General features: G+C 61.6%; 10 protein-coding genes. 3 read left to right on the plus strand and 7 right to left on the minus strand.

The genetic code is table 11. The annotated features are described in order from the left end of the window. Window positions 1-189: 189 nt before the first annotated feature. The 3 genes from MA07_RS30920 (at window position 190) to MA07_RS16290 (ending at window position 11,099) form a co-directional block, all read left to right on the plus strand. Window positions 190-7,902 (plus strand): peroxidase family protein, encoded by a 7,713-nt coding sequence (locus MA07_RS30920; RefSeq protein ID WP_052003231.1) that lies wholly within the window; start codon window positions 190-192, stop codon window positions 7,900-7,902. 163 nt (window positions 7,903-8,065) lie between these two features. Then, window positions 8,066-9,772 carry a type I secretion system permease/ATPase gene (locus MA07_RS16285; RefSeq protein ID WP_244445270.1) on the plus strand — a complete coding sequence of 569 codons (1,707 nt, stop codon included), beginning with the start codon at window positions 8,066-8,068 and terminating at the stop codon, window positions 9,770-9,772. Window positions 9,773-9,788: 16 nt separating this feature from the next. Continuing rightward, the gene (locus MA07_RS16290; RefSeq protein ID WP_036353114.1) at window positions 9,789-11,099 is read left to right on the plus strand and encodes an HlyD family type I secretion periplasmic adaptor subunit; all 1,311 of its coding nucleotides are present in this window, start codon (window positions 9,789-9,791) and stop codon (window positions 11,097-11,099) included. A gap of 46 nt (window positions 11,100-11,145) precedes the next feature. Here MA07_RS16290 and MA07_RS16295 read toward each other — a convergent pair whose 3' ends face one another. From MA07_RS16295 to aldA, 7 genes are all read right to left on the minus strand, one after another. Beyond that, window positions 11,146-12,834, minus strand: coding sequence for a GMC family oxidoreductase N-terminal domain-containing protein (locus MA07_RS16295; protein ID WP_036353117.1), 1,689 nt, complete (start codon window positions 12,832-12,834; stop codon window positions 11,146-11,148). Window positions 12,835-12,877: 43 nt separating this feature from the next. Continuing rightward, window positions 12,878-13,966, minus strand: a complete 1,089-nt coding sequence (locus tag MA07_RS16300; RefSeq protein ID WP_036353121.1) for a mandelate racemase/muconate lactonizing enzyme family protein — start codon at window positions 13,964-13,966, stop codon at window positions 12,878-12,880. Between the two features lie 36 nt (window positions 13,967-14,002). Continuing rightward, window positions 14,003-14,977 (minus strand): ABC transporter permease, encoded by a 975-nt coding sequence (locus tag MA07_RS16305; protein WP_036353123.1) that lies wholly within the window; start codon window positions 14,975-14,977, stop codon window positions 14,003-14,005. A gap of 8 nt (window positions 14,978-14,985) precedes the next feature. Continuing rightward, on the minus strand, window positions 14,986-15,987 hold the full coding sequence (locus tag MA07_RS16310; protein WP_036353126.1) for an ABC transporter permease: 1,002 nt from the start codon (window positions 15,985-15,987) through the stop codon (window positions 14,986-14,988). Continuing rightward, window positions 15,980-17,509 carry a sugar ABC transporter ATP-binding protein gene (locus MA07_RS16315; RefSeq protein WP_036353129.1) on the minus strand — a complete coding sequence of 510 codons (1,530 nt, stop codon included), beginning with the start codon at window positions 17,507-17,509 and terminating at the stop codon, window positions 15,980-15,982. The genes MA07_RS16310 and MA07_RS16315 overlap by 8 nt, the downstream gene beginning before the upstream one ends. Before the next feature lie 71 nt (window positions 17,510-17,580). Further along, a complete protein-coding gene (locus tag MA07_RS16320; protein WP_036353132.1) occupies window positions 17,581-18,561 on the minus strand; it encodes an ABC transporter substrate-binding protein in 981 nt (326 codons plus the stop codon). Window positions 18,562-18,638: 77 nt separating this feature from the next. After that, window positions 18,639-20,111 (minus strand): aldehyde dehydrogenase, encoded by a 1,473-nt coding sequence (gene aldA, locus MA07_RS16325; protein ID WP_052003232.1) that lies wholly within the window; start codon window positions 20,109-20,111, stop codon window positions 18,639-18,641. Window positions 20,112-20,278: the final 167 nt, after the last annotated feature.

The following is a 20,278-nucleotide window of genomic DNA, read 5'->3' on the forward strand; positions in this document are numbered from 1 at the left end:
AGAAATGCCGGATGTAAGACCATAGTCGGCTTACCGACCGAGGTCTGACAAGATCTCAAGACCACTGTCGGACCTTGGTACCGGAGTAACTCTTAGGACTTCAGGCCGTGTAGTTAACCGTCCGTAAATCTGACCAGAATGTGTCCAGGTGCCGTCGACATTGCGGCAACAAAACCGGAGGGGACAACTATGGTTAATCTCGTCAAGCACGATCTCGAGTTCATGCTGAAGCAGATCAAGATCGCCGAAGCGCATTCCAACGGCACGCCGCTTAATCAGATCAGGCTTGATGAGAACGGCAACGTCATCACCGACCGGGCATTCTATCTGAATACGGCTCCGGCCGACCTTGCTGCACTGCCGCTCGCAATCCCCAGCCCTCTGTCCCCCTATGGCCTTCGCACCGTGGATGGAAGCTGGAACAACATTGTCGAGGGGCGCAACGAATGGGGTGCCGCAGACGCGGAATTCCTGCGCATCACGAAACCCTACTGGCGCAATGAAAACGATGGCGACAGCATCACGTTCGGGCAGGGGTCGACCAGAGCGGTCACTTTCGCGGACGGGAACTATGGGGAGATGGGTCTTCCATCTGACTCCTCCGGGCTCGGAGGTGGAACGCTCGTCGACGCAGATCCGCGCATCATTTCCAACCTGATCGTCGACCAGACCCTAGATAACCCGGCAGCCATCTATGCCGCTTTGACCTATGCCGGAGTTACAGGTGCGGCCATCATGCCGGCGCTGAATGAGATCCGAGCAGCCAAGGCTGCCCTTGATCTGGCTAAGGCCAACGCTGGATCCGCTGCCGGAGCAATCCCGGCGCTTCAGCAGGCAGTGAGTCAGGCTCTGGCTGACGCAGCCGCCGCCTCGAATGCCGCACTCGCGGCCCAAGCCAAAGCGCAGGAGGATGCTGCCGCTTATTCGCAGGCAGTCTCCCTAGTGAATGCTGCCCAAGCGGATCTCGACTTTGCAGCTGCTGCAGTGAAAGCTCTCGCTGATGACGAGATACCAGATCAGGAGCAGCAAGAGGCAATTGACAAGGCAAACGAAGTTTATACGGCCGCCCAAACCTCTCTCATCGAGAAACAGGATGCCGCGAATACGCTCCGGCTGGCTTCGGAGGCCTCCGGCAGCGCCGCTAGTTCTGCTGGCGTCTTGGTGTCTCAGACTCAAGGCCTGTTGCTTGCTGCACAGCAAAATCTGACCCAGGCGCAGAATGCAAACACCAGTGCAACTGCGTCGGTTGTCACCGCCGAGAAAGCTTTGGATGACGTTCTGGCCGTACACGGCGTCGAGGTCGAGAATGGGAGCGTGGTTCTTCCCAATGTTGCGCCGGATGAAGGTCTCTCTGCTCCCTACAACAGCTGGTTCACCCTCTTCGGCCAGTTCTTCGACCACGGTCTCGATCTGGTCACCAAAGGCGGCAATGGCACGATCTACATCCCGCTGCAGCCGGACGACCCGCTGTACAACCCGAACAGCCCGCACACCAACTTCATGGTGCTCACCCGCGCGCCGACCGATGCGGTCAACCTGACCACGCCCTGGGTGGATCAGAACCAGACTTATAGCTCGCATTCCTCCAAGCAGCTGTTCATGCGTGAGTATGAAATGACCGAAGACGGTCCGGTCGCGACGGGCAAAATGCTCTCCGGCGCCCGCGGATTGGCGACCTGGAAGGAGGTTAAGGATCAAGCGCGTGAAAAGCTCGGCATCGAGCTGACCGACGCCGATGTGACGAACGTTCCGCTCTTCCTCATGGACGAATATGGAAACTTCATCCGCGGTCAGAACGGTTTTCCGCAGATCGTGAGGTCCTTCGGTGCCGACGGAAAGCCCGGTGGCGGGGACGACGTCATTGCAGAGGGCAATCCCGAAGCTCCGATTCCCACAGCCGGCGCCATCCGGACCGGTCATGCCTTCTTGGACGACATCGCCCACGCTGCCGCACCGGTTTTCCTGAACGGTGTGCTTCAGGCAGATGGCGACACAGCTGTTGGGTATAGCGGCGGCTTCACTGTTCGTGGCACTCAGACTGCATACGACAACGAGATGCTCGACGCGCACTACATCACTGGTGACGGCCGCGGCAATGAGAATATCGGTCTTTCGGCTGTCCACCACATCTTCCACTCCGAGCACAACCATGTAGTCGAGCAGGTGAAGGCGAAGGCACTGGAGTCCGGAGATCTGGCCTTCCTGAACGAGTGGCTGCGCGAGGATGTGACGGCAATTCCGACCACTTCGGAGGCCATTAACGCTCTGAAATGGGATGGAGCCCGCCTGTTCCAGGCCGCACGTTTCACGACTGAGATGCAGTATCAGCATCTCGTATTCGAGGAGTTCGCCCGCAAGATCCAGCCGGATGTCGATGCCTTTGTGTTCAATGCGTCAATCGACATCAATCCGGGGATCTTCGCTGAGTTCGCTCACGTCGTGTACCGCTTCGGCCACTCGATGCTCCGCGAAACCGTCGACCTCATTGATAACGACGGCAATTTCACGCCGATGAACCTCTTCGATGCCTTCCTGAACCCGCTGGCATTCGGCGGCAATGGCATCAACCACGACACTGCTGCCGGCGCGATCGTCCGCGGCATGACCAGCCAAGTCGGTAGCGAGATTGACGAGTTCGTCACGGACGTGCTCCGGAACAAACTCCTTGGCATCCCGCTTGACCTCGCGGCTCTCAACATCGCTCGTGGTCGGGATACCGGCATACCGCCGCTGAACCAGGCTCGTCGCGAGTTCCAGGTCATAGCAAACGGCGATACCCAGCTCGACGCCTATACGGGCTGGACGGACTTCATGCTCAACCTGAAGAACCCGGCTTCGATCGTGAACTTCATCGCGGCCTACGGCACGCATGGAACAATCACCAGTGCAACCACTGCCCAGGCGAAGCGCGACGCAGCCATGAAGCTCGTCTTTGGCGATCCAAGCCTTGATGAGGCCGACCGCCAAGCCTTCCTCAACGGCACGGGCCAGTATGCGCAGAAGCTTGGTGGCCTTGAGGATGTCGACCTTTGGGTCGGCGGCATGGCCGAGAAGAAGATGGCGTTCGGCGGTATGCTGGGCTCGACCTTCTCCTTCATCTTCGAGCTTCAGCTCGAGAACCTCCAGAATGCCGACCGCTTCTATTACCTGTCCCGCGTTCAGGGTCTCAACCTGTTGAACGAGCTGGAGAATAACTCCTTCGCCAAGATGGTGCTGAACAACACTGATCTTGGAGAACTGGGTTACGCCTTGCCTGGCGATATTTTCTCGGTGCCGGACCACGTCCTGTACATGGACAAAGCCATCCAGACCAAATTCGGATACGTGGATCCAAAGCACGACGACCCCTACCTTCAGGCGATTTCTAAGCTCGTGGAACGAGTTGACGCCAACAATGACGGTATTGCCGAATACCTCCGGTACAACGGCAATGACCATGTGCTCATCCAGGGCACAGGTGCTTCCGAGAAAATCGTGGCCGGCGGCGGCGATGACTCGGTATGGGGCATGGGTGGCGACGACACCATCGAAGCAGGATACGGCGTCGACAAGATCCATGGCGGTGAGGGCAACGACATCATCACCAATTCCGGCACGGATATCGGTGAGGTCGACATGCTTCACGGCGAAGGTGGCGATGACGTTATCCACGGCGGCAGCGGCCTTGCCCTGGTCTTCGGCAATGAGGGGCGCGATTACCTGATCGCCGGCCCTGACGGCAAGGAGGTGTTCGGCGGAACCGGCAATGACTTCATCATGGGCGGGGAGGGCGGAGACTTCCTCCTCGGCAACGAAGGTGACGACTGGATCGAGGCTGGACCCGGCTTCGACACGACCGCTGGCGACAACTCCGAACTGAACTTCAACTCGACCATTATCGGCCACGACGTCATGTTCGCCGGGCAGGACGAGCACGATTTCGACGCCGAGTCCGGCGACGACATCATGGTCCAGGGCGAGAGCGTCATGCGCAACGAGGGCATGTTCGGCTATGACTGGTCCATCTACAAGGGTAGCAACAAGGCCGCCGATGCCGACCTGTTGACTCCCATCTTCACCACGGACGAGCAGGACATCCTCCGCAATCGGTTCGACCAAGTTGAGGCCCTTTCAGGCTGGGACAAGAACGATGTGCTAAGAGGCGACAACCGTGGCGATCCGAATGCCGAAGTCGCTCCCGGCGCCAATGCCGACTCCACCTTCAAGTACAATGAACTGGACGAGGCGGGCATTGCCCGAATTGCAGGCCTGAGCCAAATCGTAACTCCGGACCTGTTGCACCAGGACAGGTATTGGGCGGACAGCACCGGCGCCGTGAAGAACGTGTTCCACGGTAACATTCTGCTCGGCGGCGGCGGCAGCGACATCCTGCAGGGCCGAGGCGGAGATGACGTGATCGACGGTGACCGCTGGCTGAACGTTCGCATCAAGATCCTGCACAACGGAGTGGAGTACACAGCCGACAGCATGGGCGGAAAGGTTTATGCCATCGCCAACTACAAGGATGGGCGGCCTGTTCCTGGTGAGGCCCCGGCCTTCTCCGGAAGAACGCTCAACTCGCTGATGCTCAGCGGCGAAGTCAAGCCGAGTGCCCTCTCCATCGTTCGCGAGATCGTTAAGGACGACGGAGCTGGGGATACCGACATCGCGATTTATAACGATGTCCGGGCAAACTATTCCATTACCAGCAACGCGGACGGTAGCATCACCGTGCGGCACGTCACGGTAACGGAAGGGACCGACCCGCTGACCGGCAGCAACCGTATCTCGGATGGCACCGACCGGTTGTCCAACATCGAGGTTCTCCGCTTCGCCGATGGCGATGTGGTTCTTACCCCGCCGGAACTCAAGCTGCGCGCCTTCGACTATCTCGACTATCGGGACGACTTCGATGACCGCAGCTGGGGCAATTCGGATGGCGCGACGGCCTGGGGGCCGGATTGGGTCGAATCCAACGACAGCGGTGGCCTGACCACCGGGCAGATCCAGCTCGATGCGCCGACAGGGTTCTTGAACCTGTTCTCGACCAACCAGTTGCAGTTCGTGGGGTCCAATACAGCCGGTGTCGCCGACGGTGCCGAAATCACCCGTAGCGTCAATCTCTCGACGGCGGGATCGGTGACGATCAGCTTCGATGCCGATCCCGACGATCTGGATGCGGGCGAGAACGTTCAGTTCCTCTTTGCAGCCGACGGCATAAACTTCGTGTCGCTGGCGACGATTGGAGGCGATGGAGGAAGCCAGCGCTATACCTTCACTCTGACTGGCCCATTCAGTGCCGACGCTAAGATCAAGTTCGCTGGGACGAGCATGAATGCGGGCGAGGGGGTTAGTATCGACAACCTTGTCGTACGACCTGCTCTGCCGGATCCGAATCCGTCCGTGAACCTCGCCACCAGCTTCACTGAAGGAGGTGCACCCATCACCATCGCTGATGGTCCGGGCATCGTAGAGGATAGCGGCGAGATTGCATCGGCACGGATCGTCCTGACCAATGCGCAGCTTGGCGATGAGCTCCTCGTCGGCACGCTCCCGGCAGGGATCACTCGAACCATCGTCAGCACCTTGCCGGGGACGATCACCGTCACCCTCACAGGTGCGGCGTCAACGGCAGCCTATCAGGATGCCATTCAGGCAGTGTCCTACCGTAGCACTTCCCAGAACCCTGCGGAGGGACAGCGCACGATTGCGGTGACGGTCAATGACGGCTTCCTGAACAGCAACGTCGCTACGACGACGATTACTGTCACGGCGGTCAATGACAGGCCGGTAGCGGGTAACGACTCCGTCATCACAAACCACACGACCGGGCCGATTGTGATACCGAAGTGGGTTCTGCTGGCGAACGACAGCGACGTCGATGGAAACTCCCTCGACATCAACGGAGTGAGCGTTGTCGGAAATACTCTTGTCAGTGCCTCTCTGGCGACCAATCCCGGATCGGTGACGGTGGTCGATCAGGCCAACGGCACGGGTGGCGTCTTCGACTACACCGTGAACGATGGCACCGGGACTGCGAATGCCACCAACACGGGCCGCGTCACGATCGACCGGGACACGGTCGGAGCGCTCAACGGCACGAACGGCAATAACATCATCCTGGTGAATAATACCAGCACGACCGTTGAGGCCGCCGGCGGTAACGACACCATCTTCGGCGGTGCTGGCAACGACATCATCAACGCCGGTACAGGCAACGATCTGATCGTTCAGGTTGCTGGCGTCGGCGGACGGGATCGGGTCGATGGTGGAACCGGGATCGACACATACCGGCTGGAAGGCGCGACGGAAGCGGAAACCTTCCGAATCTACTCGCGAGCCGAATGGCTGGCAGCCCAGGGCAACACCGCGGCCCAGATCAACGGCAATACGGAAATCGTTGTCACCCGCAATGGCACTAACGCTGCCTCGATCGTTGCCGAACTCGACAACGTTGAGGAGATCGTGATCAACGGCATGGGTGGTGGCGACACCTTCCTGCCGATCGGCAACTTTGCTGGGACCAGTCTGCTGACCAGCACAATCACCTTGGAGGGAACCGAAGGGGACGATACGGTCGACATCAGCTCTCTGCAGTCGGCTCACCGCGTGGTGTTCAAGTCCAATGGCGGTCACGATACCATCGTCGGCACGCTGCGGGCCCAAGATGTGATCGAGCTGGCACCGGGCCTCACCGCTGGTGATTACACCAAGACGGTAAACGCGAATGGAACCACGACCCTGGCAAGCGCCACCCATTCGGTCACCTACCTGTGCGAAGAGGATCCGGTCATCAGGGAATATGGAGATGACGACGACCATGAACACGAGGAGGATCCAGACGACAACCAGGCGCCGAGCGACAACAGAAAGCCCGTTGTCACCGACGACCGCTTCACGATCAGGAAAGGAGAGGTGCTCAACCTGACGGCAGCGCAGCTGCTCGCCAATGACCTCGACATCGACGGCGGAACGCTCTCCATCGTCGCACTCGATGAGGACGAGCACGGGACGGTTGTTCTCAACAGCAACGGAACCATCACCTTCACGCCGCGGGCCGGCTTCACGGGCGAGGCATCCTTCACTTACATGGTGTCGGACGGTCAGGGCGGCTACACCGAAGGCAAGGTGTCCATCACCGTCGATAAACCGGCTCCCATGTCCGTGACAGGCGGTCGCGGTCAGGACCGGCTCGTCGGGGACGATGCAGACGACCAGATCAGGGGCGGTAGCGGACACGACCATCTCGATGGTGGTGCCGGTGCCGACAGGATGTGGGGCGGCCGCGGCAACGACACTTATATCGTTGACGACCGCAACGACCGGGTCCACGAAAGCCGCAACCAGGGCTTCGACACGATCAAGGCAAGCGTGTCCTACTCCTTGGCTGGAACTCACGTCGAGAAACTCGTGCTGACGGGTTCGGCCAACCTGAACGCCACCGGCAACAGCCTGAACAACAGCCTCATCGGAAACAGCGGGAACAACGTCCTCGAAGGCGGAGGGGGCCGCGATACGCTCAAGGGCATGGCCGGCAACGATAAGCTGTATGGCGGGTCCGGCAACGACAAGCTCGAAGGTGGAGGCGGCGACGATCAGCTCTACGGTGGAAAGGGCAATGATCGCCTGAACGGCGGCTCCGGCGACGATCGTATCGACGGCGGCGGTGGCAACAACAGGCTGACGGGCGGCTCGGGCGACGACATCTTCGTGTTCAACAAGCAGCATGGCACGGACACGGTGACGGACTTCCGAGCAGGTCATGACAGGGTGGATGTGAGTGGCCTGTCCGGAGTGGACAACATGTCCGATCTGTACATGTGGCAGTCCGGTAGCAGCACCGTGATCTGGCACCAGTCCGCCGTCCTTGTCCTCAATGGCGTCAAGGAATCCGATCTCGACAGCAGCGACTTCATCTTCTGACGCTGCCGCTCGACATCGGTGTGACCTCGCCGGGAGCTATGCCCCCCAAAGCTCCCGGCGGGGTTACTCAAACAAGTCCGGTGCCTTTGAAGGTACTTTATGTGACGCAAACTTCCCAAGGTACAAGTCGATGACCAGCCCTCTCAAGAAACGCCTCAGTATCATGGCCTCCTGTCGCGGTGCCTTCCTGGGCGTCGCAGTGTTGAGCGGCCTGATCAACCTGCTTTATCTCTCGGGCTCCATCTTCATGATGGAAGTCTACGACCGGGTTCTCCCAAGCCAGAGCATCCCGACACTTGTCGGTCTTTCCGTGATCATCGTGGTGCTCTACCTCTTTCAAGGTCTCTTCGACGCGCTCCGCGGCCGGATCATGGCGCGTGTCGGTGCAGCCCTCGACGAAGACTTGAGCCAGCAGATTTTCCAGGGCCAGCTCAAGGCCCCTCTCAAGGGGAAGGTCGATGGCGACGGTCAGCAGCCCCTGCGCGATCTTGACCAACTGCGGGCGTTCCTTGCCGGCGGCGGGCCGTCCGCACTCTTCGACCTGCCGTGGATGCCACTCTATCTGTTCATCTGCTTCGCCTTTCACCCCTGGATCGGCCTTGCGGCCCTCGGCGGAGCATGTCTTCTCGTAGTGATCACGCTTCTGACGGAGGTGTTGACTAAAGGGGCATCGAAAGCAGCCGTGAGTGCAGCCCTCGTTCGCAATGGGATCTCCGAGGGCGCGCGCCGTAACGCGGAAGTCGTCCAGGCTATGGGCATGGCCAGGCGCATCGGCGTTCGCTGGGGGGATGCCAATGCAGATTACCTCTCTCACCAGCAGCGCGCATCAGACGTGGCGGGCGGCTTCGGCGCCATGTCGAAAGTTCTCCGGATGCTGCTCCAATCCATGGTGCTCGCAATCGGTGCCTACCTGGTGATCGACGGACAGGCGACGGGCGGCATCATGATTGCCAGCTCGATCCTTACCTCACGTGCCATGGCACCGGTCGAACTCGCCATCGGCAACTGGAAGGGCTTCGTCAGCTCCCGCCAGGGCTGGCACCGCCTCAAGAAGCTCCTTGAAGCGAATGTCCAGGCCGAGGAGCCCCTGAAGCTGCCAGCGCCTCGGTCTGTTCTCTCGGTTGAGAATGCCGGCACCGGAGCGCCCGGCGGGCAGAGGTTCTCGGTGCAGGACGCGTCTTTTGAACTGAGAGCTGGAAGCGGCTTGGGCATCATCGGCCCCAGCGCCTCCGGCAAGTCGTCCCTCGCCCGCATGATCGTCGGCGTGTGGCCGACATGGCGCGGCAAGGTTCGCTTCGACGGAGCCGCCGTCGAGCAATGGCTGCCGGAGGATCTTGGCCAGCACATCGGCTATCTCCCCCAGGATGTGGAACTCTTCGCCGGAACGGTGGCGCAGAACATCGCGCGCTTCGATCCGGAGCCTAAGGCCGAAGCAATCATTGCAGCTGCCAAGGCTGCCAACGTCCACGAGATGATCCTGCAACTCCCGGATGGCTATGAGACTCAAGTGGGCGAGGCAGGCGCCGCCCTGTCCGGCGGGCAGCGTCAGCGCCTGGCTCTTGCCCGCGCGCTCTATGGCGATCCCTTCTTGGTGGTGCTCGACGAGCCGAACTCGAATCTCGACAACGAAGGCGAGCAGGCCCTGACGGCTGCGATTATGAGCATCCGGGCGCGCGGGGGAGTCGTGGTGGTCATCGCCCATCGACCGAGTGCCCTTGCCGGCGTCGATCTGGTGCTCGTGATGGGCGAGGGTCGGATGCAGAGCTTCGGCCCGAAGGAAGAAGTCTTGAGCAAGGTGCTGCGCGCGGTCCCGGCCCCGCAAAGCGCCGAGCCACGGGTGGCTACCGCCACTTCGCTGAAAGCTGTCTAGAATCTGGGGGTCTGTCATGAAGTCCGAACGCAAAACAAGTGCCCGCACGGCGATCCGCCGCTACTCTCTGGTCGGCCTCTCCTCCGCCTTCTTCCTTGTCGGCGGGCTCGGAGGCTGGGCCGCCGTGACGGAACTGTCTGGAGCCGTGGTGGCGCCAGGGTCCATCGTGGTCGACACCCACGTCAAGAAGGTTCAGCACCCCACCGGTGGCGTTGTCGGTGAGATTCTCGCCCGCGACGGTGACCGCGTCAGGATTGGCGATGTGGTGGTTCGCCTGGATGAGACCGTTGCAAGGGCAAGCCTGTCGATGGTGTCGAAGAGCTTGGACGAGCTGGCAGCCCGTCAGAGCCGCCTCGAAGCTGAGCGAGACGGATCGGAGCAGATCGCCTTTCCGCTTGGGTTCAAGAGCCGTTTGCAGGATCCCGAGCTCGCAGGTCTGATCAAGGGCGAGACCAACGTGTTCCAGGATCGCCGCGAAGCCCGGGCCGGCCAGAAGGCGCAGCTGCAGGAGCGCATCGCACAGCTGCAGGAACAGATCGACGGCCTCAAGCTGCAGGCCTCTGCGAAAGGGGACGAGATCCAGCTGATCCAGGACGAATTGACGGGGGTGGAACAGCTCTGGCGCAAGAACCTCGTGCCGATTACCCGCGTCACATCTCTCAAGCGTGAGGAGACGCGGCTGCGGGGAGAGCGCGGGCAGCTCATCTCGAACATCGCGCAAGCTAAGGGGCGGATCAGCGAAACATCGCTCCAGATTCTCCAGATCGACCAGGATCTCAGGAGCGAGGTGTCCAAGGAGCTGCGCGAGGTGCAGGCCAAGGTTGCGGAACTCGTGGAGCGTAAGACCACGGCCGAGGATCAGCTCAAGCGCATTGACATCCGGGCCCCACAGGACGGCGTCGTGCACCAGTCGATCGTGCACACGGTCGGCGGTGTGATCAATGCCGGCGAGCCTCTGATGCTGATCGTTCCCGAGGCGGACGAGCTGTCCATCGAGGTGAAGGTCATGCCGCAGGATATCGATCAGCTCCGCCCCGGTCTCGACACGGTGCTGCGCATGTCGGCGTTCAACCAGCGGAGTACGCCGGAACTCAAGGGCAAAGTCAGCATGATTGCGGCCGATCTGGTGACGGATCAGCGCTCGGGCATGCAGTATTATCCCGTGCGCGTAGCATTCGCAGACGGCGAGCGTGCGCGTTTGGGCGATCTCAAGCTGGTTCCCGGAATGCCCGTGGAAGGACTGATCCAGACAGGATACCGCACCGTGTTCTCTTACCTGACCAAGCCCGTCGCCGACAACATGGCCAAAGCATTCCGCGAGGAGTAGCGGTGGAGGGAGCCGGGGCTCTGAAGCTCCGGTTCCTCTTTCCGCCTCAGCTCAGGGTGGCGACGCTCATGTCCCCCTGTTCGGACAGACGAGGGCCGAACTGGGAGGTGCTGATGGTCGGACGGCCGGTGATGAGTTCTGCGCAACGGCTTCCGAGCATCATTGCGGGCGCATTCGTGTTGCCCGCATTGATGTTGGGCATGGCCGAGAGGTCGCAGACCCGCAGGTTCTCGACTCCGCGGACGCGCAGCCTGGAATCGAGAACGGCCATCTCATCGCTGGCCTTGCCCATCCGGCAGGTTCCGCTCGGGTGATAGTTCGTTTTCACGAAGCGGCGGCAATGCTTCATGATAGCTTCGTCGCTGAGGTCGCTCGGGTCGGGAATGGAAATGCGCTCGATTCGCTCGGCGAGAGGAGTGGTCTGGAAAGCGCGGAGGAAGAAACGCTGCCCGTCGATCATTGCGCGGGCGTCGTCAGGATGGCTCAGCAGATTGGGTGAGACGAGCGGCATATCGTCCGGATCGGCCGAGTGCAGGCGAACATAGCCTCGGGACCTGGGCTTCACGACGACTGTCGTGATCGTCAGCCCATAGGTGTCATCCACGAGGGTGAGGGTATCCCGGTCCAGGTAGACGATGGGCACGCAGAAGGCCTGGATCGTCGGCTCAGCCTCGGGATCGGTCGGGTTGACGAAGGCGCCGGCTTCGACGCCGGCCGAGAGGATCGGCCCGGAGCCGAACAGCCGGAAATGGATGCCGTTGAGCAGCATGCGCCAGCCGACACCCTGCTTGTAATAGCCATAGGGCCCGTTGGCTTTCGCGATCAGCGGAACCTCCGGGTGGTCGATCAGATTCTCACCGACGCCAGGGAGATCGGCGACACACGAGATGCCGTGCTCCCGCAGCTGATCGGCCGGACCGATGCCTGAGAGCATCAGAAGCTGTGGCGTCACGAGCGCGCCGGACGCTACAATCACCTCACCGTCCGCATAGACCTGATGGTCCAATCCTTTGGCGTCGCGATAGGTCACGCCAACGGCTCGTCCGTTCTCTATCTCGATCTTACGCACCCGCGATTGCAGGCGGATGACGAGGTTCGGATTTTCGGCCAGCGGCGCCAGAAAGGCATAGGCCGCGCTGCTGCGCCGGCCGCGCCGGTTCATGAACTGGTAGAAGCCGACGCCCCGCTGCTTGGGGCCATTGAAGTCCGGATTGAAGGGCTCACCCAGGCCCTGAACAGCCTGCACGAACCAGCGTGACATGTCGTTGATGTGACCCGGATCCGACACCAGCAGAGGTCCATCGGCGCCATGCAGTTCATTGTAGAACCTGTTGTTGCCTTCCATGGTACGGAAGTGGGGGAGAACGTCGGCCCAACTCCATCCGGGATAGTCGTTCTCCCCGTGCAGCGTCTCATGCCATTCATCGTAATCGGACGGCCGGCCGCGCATGTAGACCTGTGCATTGACGGAGGAGCCTCCGCCGAGAACGTTGGCCTGCGGGATGTCGTGCACGCGCCCGTCGAGATGCTCCTGCGGCACCGTGTGATGGTAGCGCATATACTTGCTGCCGTTGATCATCTTGAAGATGCCCGGTGGCATGTCGAGAAGCGGATGGCGATGGGAGTACCCGCCCTCGAGGAGCAGAACGCGCCTGCCCTCATTGACGAGCCGCGCGGCAGCCACAGACCCTGAAGACCCGCCGCCCACCACGATATAGTCGAAACGCTCTTTCATTCGTGCATCCTGCTTCACGTTGGGCCGAAGGATGTCGGATCCCTCAGGCTCTGATCCTCTCAAGGCCTTCCCAGTCGAAGTCGATGCCGTGGCCAGCCCGGTCGGGCGCCAATGCGAAGCCATCCTCGATCTTCAAGGGCTCGGCGATATAGCGCTCGAGTCCAAAACCATGGGCTTCAAGGTAGGAACGGTTTGGACAGGCGGCGAGGAGATGCACGGTCACGTCGTGAGCGCCGTGGCTGGTGACCGGCAGATTGAATGCCTCCGCCAGATGGGCGATCTTCATGAAGGGGGTGACGCCGCCGCAATTTGTGACATCCGGTTCCGGATAGGTCACCGCGCCGCCCGCCACATAGAGCTTGAACTCCCACAGGGTGCGGAGATTCTCGCCGGCGGCGATCGGCAATCCGCCCTCGCGCACGATGCGGGCATGGCCCGCCGGATCGTCGGGAATGGTCGGCTCCTCAAGCCATGTAAGGTCGAACGGCCGGAGCGCGCGGGCCGCCCGGATGGCACCATCAACGCTCCATTTCATGTTCGCATCGACCATCAGCGGGAAGCCGGCGCCGAGATGCTCGCGCATAGCCTTCACGCGCTCGACGTCCTCGAACAAGTTGGCGCGGCCGACTTTCATCTTGATGGCACGGAAACCTTTTCCGAGGTTGTCATCGGTCTGGCGCAGGAGCTTGTCGAGAGGCAGGTCCAGATCGATGCCGCCCGCATAGCAGGGCACTTTGGCATCGAAGCCGCCAAGCGCCTTCCAGAGCGGAAGGTTGGCGCGCTTGGCCTTGAGGTCCCAAAGAGCCATGTCGAATGCCGAGAGCGCCAGGACCGTCGGACCGCCGCGGCCTCCGTAATGGAGCGCCCACCAGGCCTTGTGCCAAAGGCGCTCGATCTCGTCAGCCTCTTCGCCGTCCATGATCTCGGGCAGCTCTCGAGCGAGGATCGTGTCGATGGCAGCACCGTTGCGTCCGACCGTGAAGGTGTAGCCGACGCCCTCGGCGCCGTCGGAATCGCGGATGCGTACCGTGTTCAGCTCGAAAGCACGCATCTCGCCATGCATGGAATCGGTCAGAACGGTCGGCAGCGGGATGCGGTAGAAGCCGGGTTCGATGGAGGTGATCCGGGGCATGGTTGTCCTTCACTTGCTCAATGATATGCGGAGTCGTCAGGCGGCCTCTTCCGCGCGCATGCTCAGCCGGGCCTGAATGGCGACGACGAGCAGCAGGAACGCGCCGCGTATGACGGATTGCCAATAGGCCGAGAGGCTGATCCAGCCGAGGCCGTTCTCGAAATTCAGAATGTTGAAGATCAGGCCGAGAAGGAGCACGCCGGCCAACGTCGAGCCGACCGAGCCGACGCCGCCCGTGAGCAGTGTTCCGCCTACCACGACGGCCGCGATGGCGAACAGCTCCCAGCCGACACCCTCGATGGGTTGGCCAGCGCCGAATTGCGCCGCGAGGATCACGCCCGCAAGGCCCGCGAGCCCACCGCTCGCCAGGTATACAAGCGCCTTCACCCGCCGAGCGGGAAGCCCCATGAGATGGGCCGCATCCTCGTTGCCGCCGATCGCCAGAACGGTACGGCCGAACGAGGTGAAGTTGAGAATGATCGAAGCCAGGAGATAAGCGATCAGCGCGATCCAGGCCGGAATGGGAAAGCCCAGGAAATCACCCTGGCCGAGTTCCACAAACCCGGTCTCATAGGACACGGAGACCGATTGGTTGCCGGCCAGCAGCAGTGCGCAGCCGCTTGCCGCCAGCATCGTGGCAAGGGTTACGATAAAGGGGAGTATATTGAGCCGGGTGATGATGAACGCATTGCAGGCGCCGACCGCCAGGCCAGCCGCCAAGCCGCCGAGAAGTCCGGGTACCGCGCCATAGGGGGAGAGCAGGGCAGCGACGACGCTGCCGAGGGCTGCCGTCGAACCAACTGAGAGGTCGATACCACCGGTGATGATGACGAAGCACATTCCGAGCGCCACCAGGGCGAACATGCTGTTGTAGCGCAGCACGGAGAGTACGTTGAAGGCGCCGAGAAAGTTCTCGTAGCGCAGCCAACCGAACAGGACGAGGGCGATAAGGGCGAGGAGCACCCCGTAGCGACCGATCCCCTGAAACAGCTTGAGAGATGTTGTATGCATCGGCGACCTCAGCGGTGGCTCTGCCGCTGCAGCCAGACGGCCAGCACGATGATCGCGGCCTTCGCCACAAGGGCGGCCGCATCGGGGACGCCGTTTGCCAGAAGCGTATAACGGACGAGCTGGATGATCAGCGCTCCGACCAGCGTGCCGATGACCGTGGCCCGGCCGCCGGTGAGAAGCGTTCCGCCCACAGCTACTGCCGCGATGGCATCGAGCTCCATGCCGAGCCCGACGAGATTGGCGTCTGCGGCGGAGTTGCGGGCGATGACGATCAGACCCGCGATGCCGGAGAGAAGACCGCTGATCAGGTAGACGCGCTGTTTTACGGATGCCACTGGAATACCGGACAGGCGGGCGGCCTTCTCATTGCCGCCGATGGCAAGGATCTGTCGGCCGAATACGGTCCGCCGGAGCATCCAGGCTGCTGCAGCCACAATGACAATCATCAGGATGGCTTGGAATGGGATGCCGAAAACGCGCCCGAGGCCGATGAACTGGAAGCTCGGCAGGTTGAACACCTGCAGATTGCCGTTGGTGAAGACCTGGGCAATGCCGCGCCCAGCAATGAAGAGCACAAGCGTCGCGATGATCGGCTGGATGCGCAGGCGAGTCACGAGCCAGCCATTGAACCAGCCGAGTGCCGCTGCAACGAGAACCGGCACCATGAAGGCCAGCGCGATGCCGATGGCCGGGTGGGGCAGGGGGAAGAGCTTGCCGAGGAAGATCAGCGGCGCGAGCGCGCCTGCAATCGCCATGAGGGCGCCGACCGAGAGATCGATACCGCCTGTGGCGATCACCAATGTCATCCCAACGCCGACGATCACGATGGCGCAGACCTGGGTGAGATTGACGTTGAGCGTCTGCCACGTGGCAAAATTCGGCGTGATGGCAAGGTTGACCAGGATCAGGAGCGCCAGCGCAATCCAGGCGCCGTAGCGCGTTAAAACGGTTCTGATGTCGAACCGAGGCGCTCTATGTGCCGGAGGCAGGGTGGTCGCCGTATCAGCCATGAGCGGTCTCCCGGGCGTTGTCGTGCCCATGGGCCATGGCAGTCATCACACTCTGCTCGTTCACGGCGTCGCCCCTCAACTCGGCTGCAGTGCGGCCGTCGCGAAGGACAAAGATGCGGCTGGCCGCCTCCACGACCTCCTCCAGCTCCGAAGAGATCATCAGGACGCCGATGCCCTGTCCCGCCAGCTCCCGGATCAGGCTGAGAATTTCTGCTTTTGCGCCGACATCGATGCCCCGGGTCGGCTCGTCCAGAATAAGGAGCTTGGGATTCATGCAGAGCCAGCGGGCCAGCAGCACCTTCTGCTGGTTGCCGCCGGAGAGTTCGCGGATCCGCTGTTCCGGTCCGGTGCAGCGGACGCCAAGACGTTTAATGAAGCGGTCGACGATCTCTCGGCTGCGAGTCTCATCCACGATGCCGCGCCGGGCCAGTTGCGGCATGAGGGCGAGCGTCAGGTTCTCGCGTACAGACATGTCAGGGATGATGCCTTCGAGCTTTCGATCCTCCGAACAGAAACCCATGCCGGCCTGGATGGCGTCCGAAGGCGCCGCGATGGCATTCTCGCGGCCTGCGAAGCCGATCGTGCCGGCATCCGGCTTGTCCGCTCCGAACACCGCCCGCACAGACTCGGTTCGGCCCGCTCCAAGGAGACCGGCGAGACCCACGATTTCGCCAGGCCTGACATCGAAAGTGACATCGCTGACCTTGCGGCCGACAGCGAGGTTCCGGACTTTCAGCACGGGCTCACGTGCTTCGCCCGCCGCATCGGCCATGTCACGGCCCTCGTGCAAAACCTGCGACAGCTCGCGCCCAAGCATGGAGGTGACGAGATCGAGCCGGGAGAGCTGGGTCATCGGGGCGACCTGCACGGTGCGGCCATCGCGCATGATGGTGACCCGATCGCACACGGCGTAGAGTTCGTCGAGCTTATGGCTCACGAAGATCACCGAGACGCCGGCCTCCTTAAGCTGACGGATCACGCCGAACAGCACCTCGACCTCCCGCTCGTCGAGAGAGGAGGTGGGCTCGTCCATGATGACCAGCTTGGCCTCGAAACCGATGGCGCGTGCGATGGCGACCATCTGCTGCACGGCCGTGGGATAGGTCACAAGCGCGCGGCGGACGTCGATATCGATATTGAAACGGGCAAGCAGACCCCGGGCCTCCGCATGCATGGCGGACCAGTCGAGGAGACCAAAGCGGCGCTTCTCACGGCCAAGGCAGATGTTCTCCGTCACCGAGCGGTAAGGCACCAGGTTGATTTCCTGATAGATCGTGCTGATGCCGGAGCGCTGCGCTTCCTGTGGTGAGGAGAACTCCACCGGCTTATCGTCGAACAGGATCTCGCCGGCATCCTTCCTGTAGTAGCCGGTCAGGACCTTGATCATCGTGGATTTGCCGGCGCCGTTCTGACCGATCAGTGCATGAATTTCGCCTCTCTCCACTACGAGCTCGGCCGAGCGCAGCGCCGGTATGCCGGCGAAGCGCTTGTCGATGCCATGCATGGAAAGAAGCGGCGCCATGGAAGCTCCGTTCATGGGTTCAGCCATATAAGAAAGGCGCTGCCCAGTGTCATGGGCAGCGCCTTTGAGGTTCAGTAGGCGTCCGCGATGAGCTGAGCCGCGTTCGACTTATCGAAGAAGCGGTCGGTGTTCACCACCCAAGGCTCGATCTGCTCGCCCTTGGCATAGCGGGCCAGGGTCTCGAAGGCCTTAGGCCCGAACTTCGGATTGCACTCCACGGTGGCGAGCATCTTGCCGTCGATGATGGCCTGCAGTGCATCGCGCGTGCCGTCGATCGACACGACGATCACGTCCTTGCCGGGCTTTTTGCCAGCCGCCTCAAGAGCCGCAATCGCACCGATGGCCATTTCGTCGTTGTGCGCATAGATGGCAGTCGCGTCGGGGTGCGCCTGCAACAGCGTCTCGGCTACTTGTCGACCCTTGTCACGGGCGAAGTCGCCGGATTGCGACGCCACGACCTTCATGCCGGAATGGGCCTTGATGTAATCCTCGAAGCCCTTGCGGCGGTCATTGGCCGGCGACGATCCCGTGGTGCCCTCGAGCTGGATGATCTTGGCGTTGCCGTTCATGGCCTTGGTGAGAGCCTCGGCGGCACGCTTGCCTTCGTCCACGAAGTCGGAGCCAATGAAAGTGACGTAGTCGCGGCCGGCCTTGGCGAGACTCTGGTCTACGTTGCGATCAAGCAGAACAACCGGAATGCCAGCACGCTTGGCGGCCATCACAGCCGGGATCAAGGGCTTCTCCTCGCGGGGGGCAAGAAAAATCAAGTCGACACCTTGGGCAATCATCGAGTTGACGTCGGCCACCTGCTTGGCGGCGGAACCGGCAGCATCCGTGTAGACCAACTGATGTCCAAGCTTGGCGGCCTCAGCCTTCATGCTCTCCGTCTGCGCAATGCGCCAGGGATTGTTCGACTCGGTCTGGGCGAAGCCGACCTTGTATTTCTCTTTCTGCTTCAGCTTGGGTAGGTCCTGCGCGGACGCGCCGCCAAGTCCCAGACCAATGGCAGCAACACCCGTTGCGAGGGCAAGGAAAGTCCTTCTCAGCATCATCTTCCTCCATCAGGTTTTTTTATGCCCCTTTTCGGGGTTCTTGAGGTATTGCCGCTGCTCTTTATGGCTGCGGGTCGTCACCAACGGACATAAGTGGTCTGCTTCCGCAGGTATCCGTCGAAACCATATTTCCCATCCTCGCCGCCGAGGCCAGAATGCTTCCAGCCGCTGTGGAAGCCTTGAACCAGCTCGCCGCAAGGGCGGTTGACATAGAGCTCGCCGAAGGAGAGCTCCCGCGAGAGCCGCATCACCCGGCGCAGGTCGTTGGTATAGACATAGGCCGACAGGCCGTAGCTGCTGTCGTTGGCGAAGCTCAGCGCCTGCTCGAAGCTGTCGATGGTCATGACCGGCGCAACCGGACCGAAGATCTCCCGCTGCATGACCGAAGCCTTGTTGGTGTCGACCCGCAGCACCGTGGGTTCGAACCAATGGCCACGGGAGAAGTCTCCCTCCGTCAGACGGCGCCCGCCGGCGAGAACTTCGGCGCCGGCCGCGATGGCGTCGTTCACGATCTCCTCGACCTTGTCGACCTCAGGCCGGTTCACCTTCGGCCCCATGTCGGGGTTCGTCATGGGGTCGGCGACCCGCATCTGCTTCACCCGGGAGACGAACTTGTCGAGGAAGAGCTCCGCGATGTCGCGGTGCAGGTACATGCGTTCGTTGCAGGTGCAGATCTGACCACAATTGGTGAAGCGCGAGACGATGGCCGCCTCTACCGCCGCTTCGATGTCGGCATCGTCAAGGACGATGAATGGCGCCTTGCCGCCGAGTTCGAGGCGCACGACCTTGAGCTCATGAGCGCCAGCGGCATAGATCTCCCGTCCGGCGCGAACACTGCCTGTCATGGTGATCATGGCGCTGATGGGCGAGCGCACCAGAGCGTCGCCGACCGTACGCCCGTCACCGGTCACCACATTGAGCACGCCTTTCGGAATTCCGACCTCGTGTGCGAGGCGGGCGATTTCGAGTGCCGACAGGGGCGTTGATTCGTGCCCCTTGACCACCATGGTGTTGCCGGCCACGAGGGCAGGGCCGATCTTGCGAGCCGCCAAGGCGGCGGGATAGTTCCAGGCCGTCAAGCCGACGACCACACCAAAGGGCACCCGACGGATCCAGACCTCTTCGTTCTGAAAGTCAGAAGGGAGAATATCGCCTTCGATGCGGCGTGCGCTCTCGGCGGCGAACGTCAGAAACGTGATGACAGCATCGATTTCGCCTTCGGCCTGATTCAGGGGCTTGCCCTGCTCCAGCACCACAATGCGGGCGAGATGTGCCTTGTCCCGTTTCACCGCAGCAGCGAGATCGCTGACATAACCGGCGCGGACGATAGGCGGAAGAGCAGCCCAAGCCGGCTGGGCGCGGCGTGCCGCCTCCAGGGCATCATTTGCGTCCTCGGCGGTTCCCGCCGGCACAGAGGCAAAGACGACTTCGTTGGCGGGGTTCTCAACCTCGGAGCGTCCTTCAGACCGGCCCTCGGTCCAAGCCCCGTCGATATACATCTGATAATGGGTCACAGCCTCTTGGGGGCCAACCTGAACCGAGGTGGTCATAGCCGGCCCTCGCCAAATCCCCTCCAGGGGAGTTGCAGGCTAGAGTTCGACAGCGGGGTGCCTTGCGTTGGCGTCACCAGTCTCTCTCCCTGTTTGCTCAAGCTGAGCAATGTCAAACCAAACGTCAATTTCTGGTCTATTTGGTTCGACCGAAATTAGGATGGTCA

This window comes from Microvirga sp. BSC39, assembly GCF_000739015.1.
Lineage (GTDB): Bacteria > Pseudomonadota > Alphaproteobacteria > Rhizobiales > Beijerinckiaceae > Microvirga.

Bases quoted from the DNA above. Each gene is read 5' to 3' on its own strand.
- MA07_RS30920 (WP_052003231.1), top strand. From the start codon at position 190: ATGGTTAATCTCGTCAAGCACGATCTCGAGTTCATGCTGAAGCAGATC.
- MA07_RS16285 (WP_244445270.1), top strand. From the start codon at position 8,066: ATGGCCTCCTGTCGCGGTGCCTTCCTGGGCGTCGCAGTGTTGAGCGGC.
- MA07_RS16290 (WP_036353114.1), top strand. From the start codon at position 9,789: ATGAAGTCCGAACGCAAAACAAGTGCCCGCACGGCGATCCGCCGCTAC.
- MA07_RS16295 (WP_036353117.1), bottom strand. From the start codon at position 12,834: ATGAAAGAGCGTTTCGACTATATCGTGGTGGGCGGCGGGTCTTCAGGG.
- MA07_RS16300 (WP_036353121.1), bottom strand. From the start codon at position 13,966: ATGCCCCGGATCACCTCCATCGAACCCGGCTTCTACCGCATCCCGCTG.
- MA07_RS16305 (WP_036353123.1), bottom strand. From the start codon at position 14,977: ATGCATACAACATCTCTCAAGCTGTTTCAGGGGATCGGTCGCTACGGG.
- MA07_RS16310 (WP_036353126.1), bottom strand. From the start codon at position 15,987: ATGGCTGATACGGCGACCACCCTGCCTCCGGCACATAGAGCGCCTCGG.
- MA07_RS16315 (WP_036353129.1), bottom strand. From the start codon at position 17,509: ATGGCGCCGCTTCTTTCCATGCATGGCATCGACAAGCGCTTCGCCGGC.
- MA07_RS16320 (WP_036353132.1), bottom strand. From the start codon at position 18,561: ATGATGCTGAGAAGGACTTTCCTTGCCCTCGCAACGGGTGTTGCTGCC.
- aldA (WP_052003232.1), bottom strand. From the start codon at position 20,111: ATGACCACCTCGGTTCAGGTTGGCCCCCAAGAGGCTGTGACCCATTAT.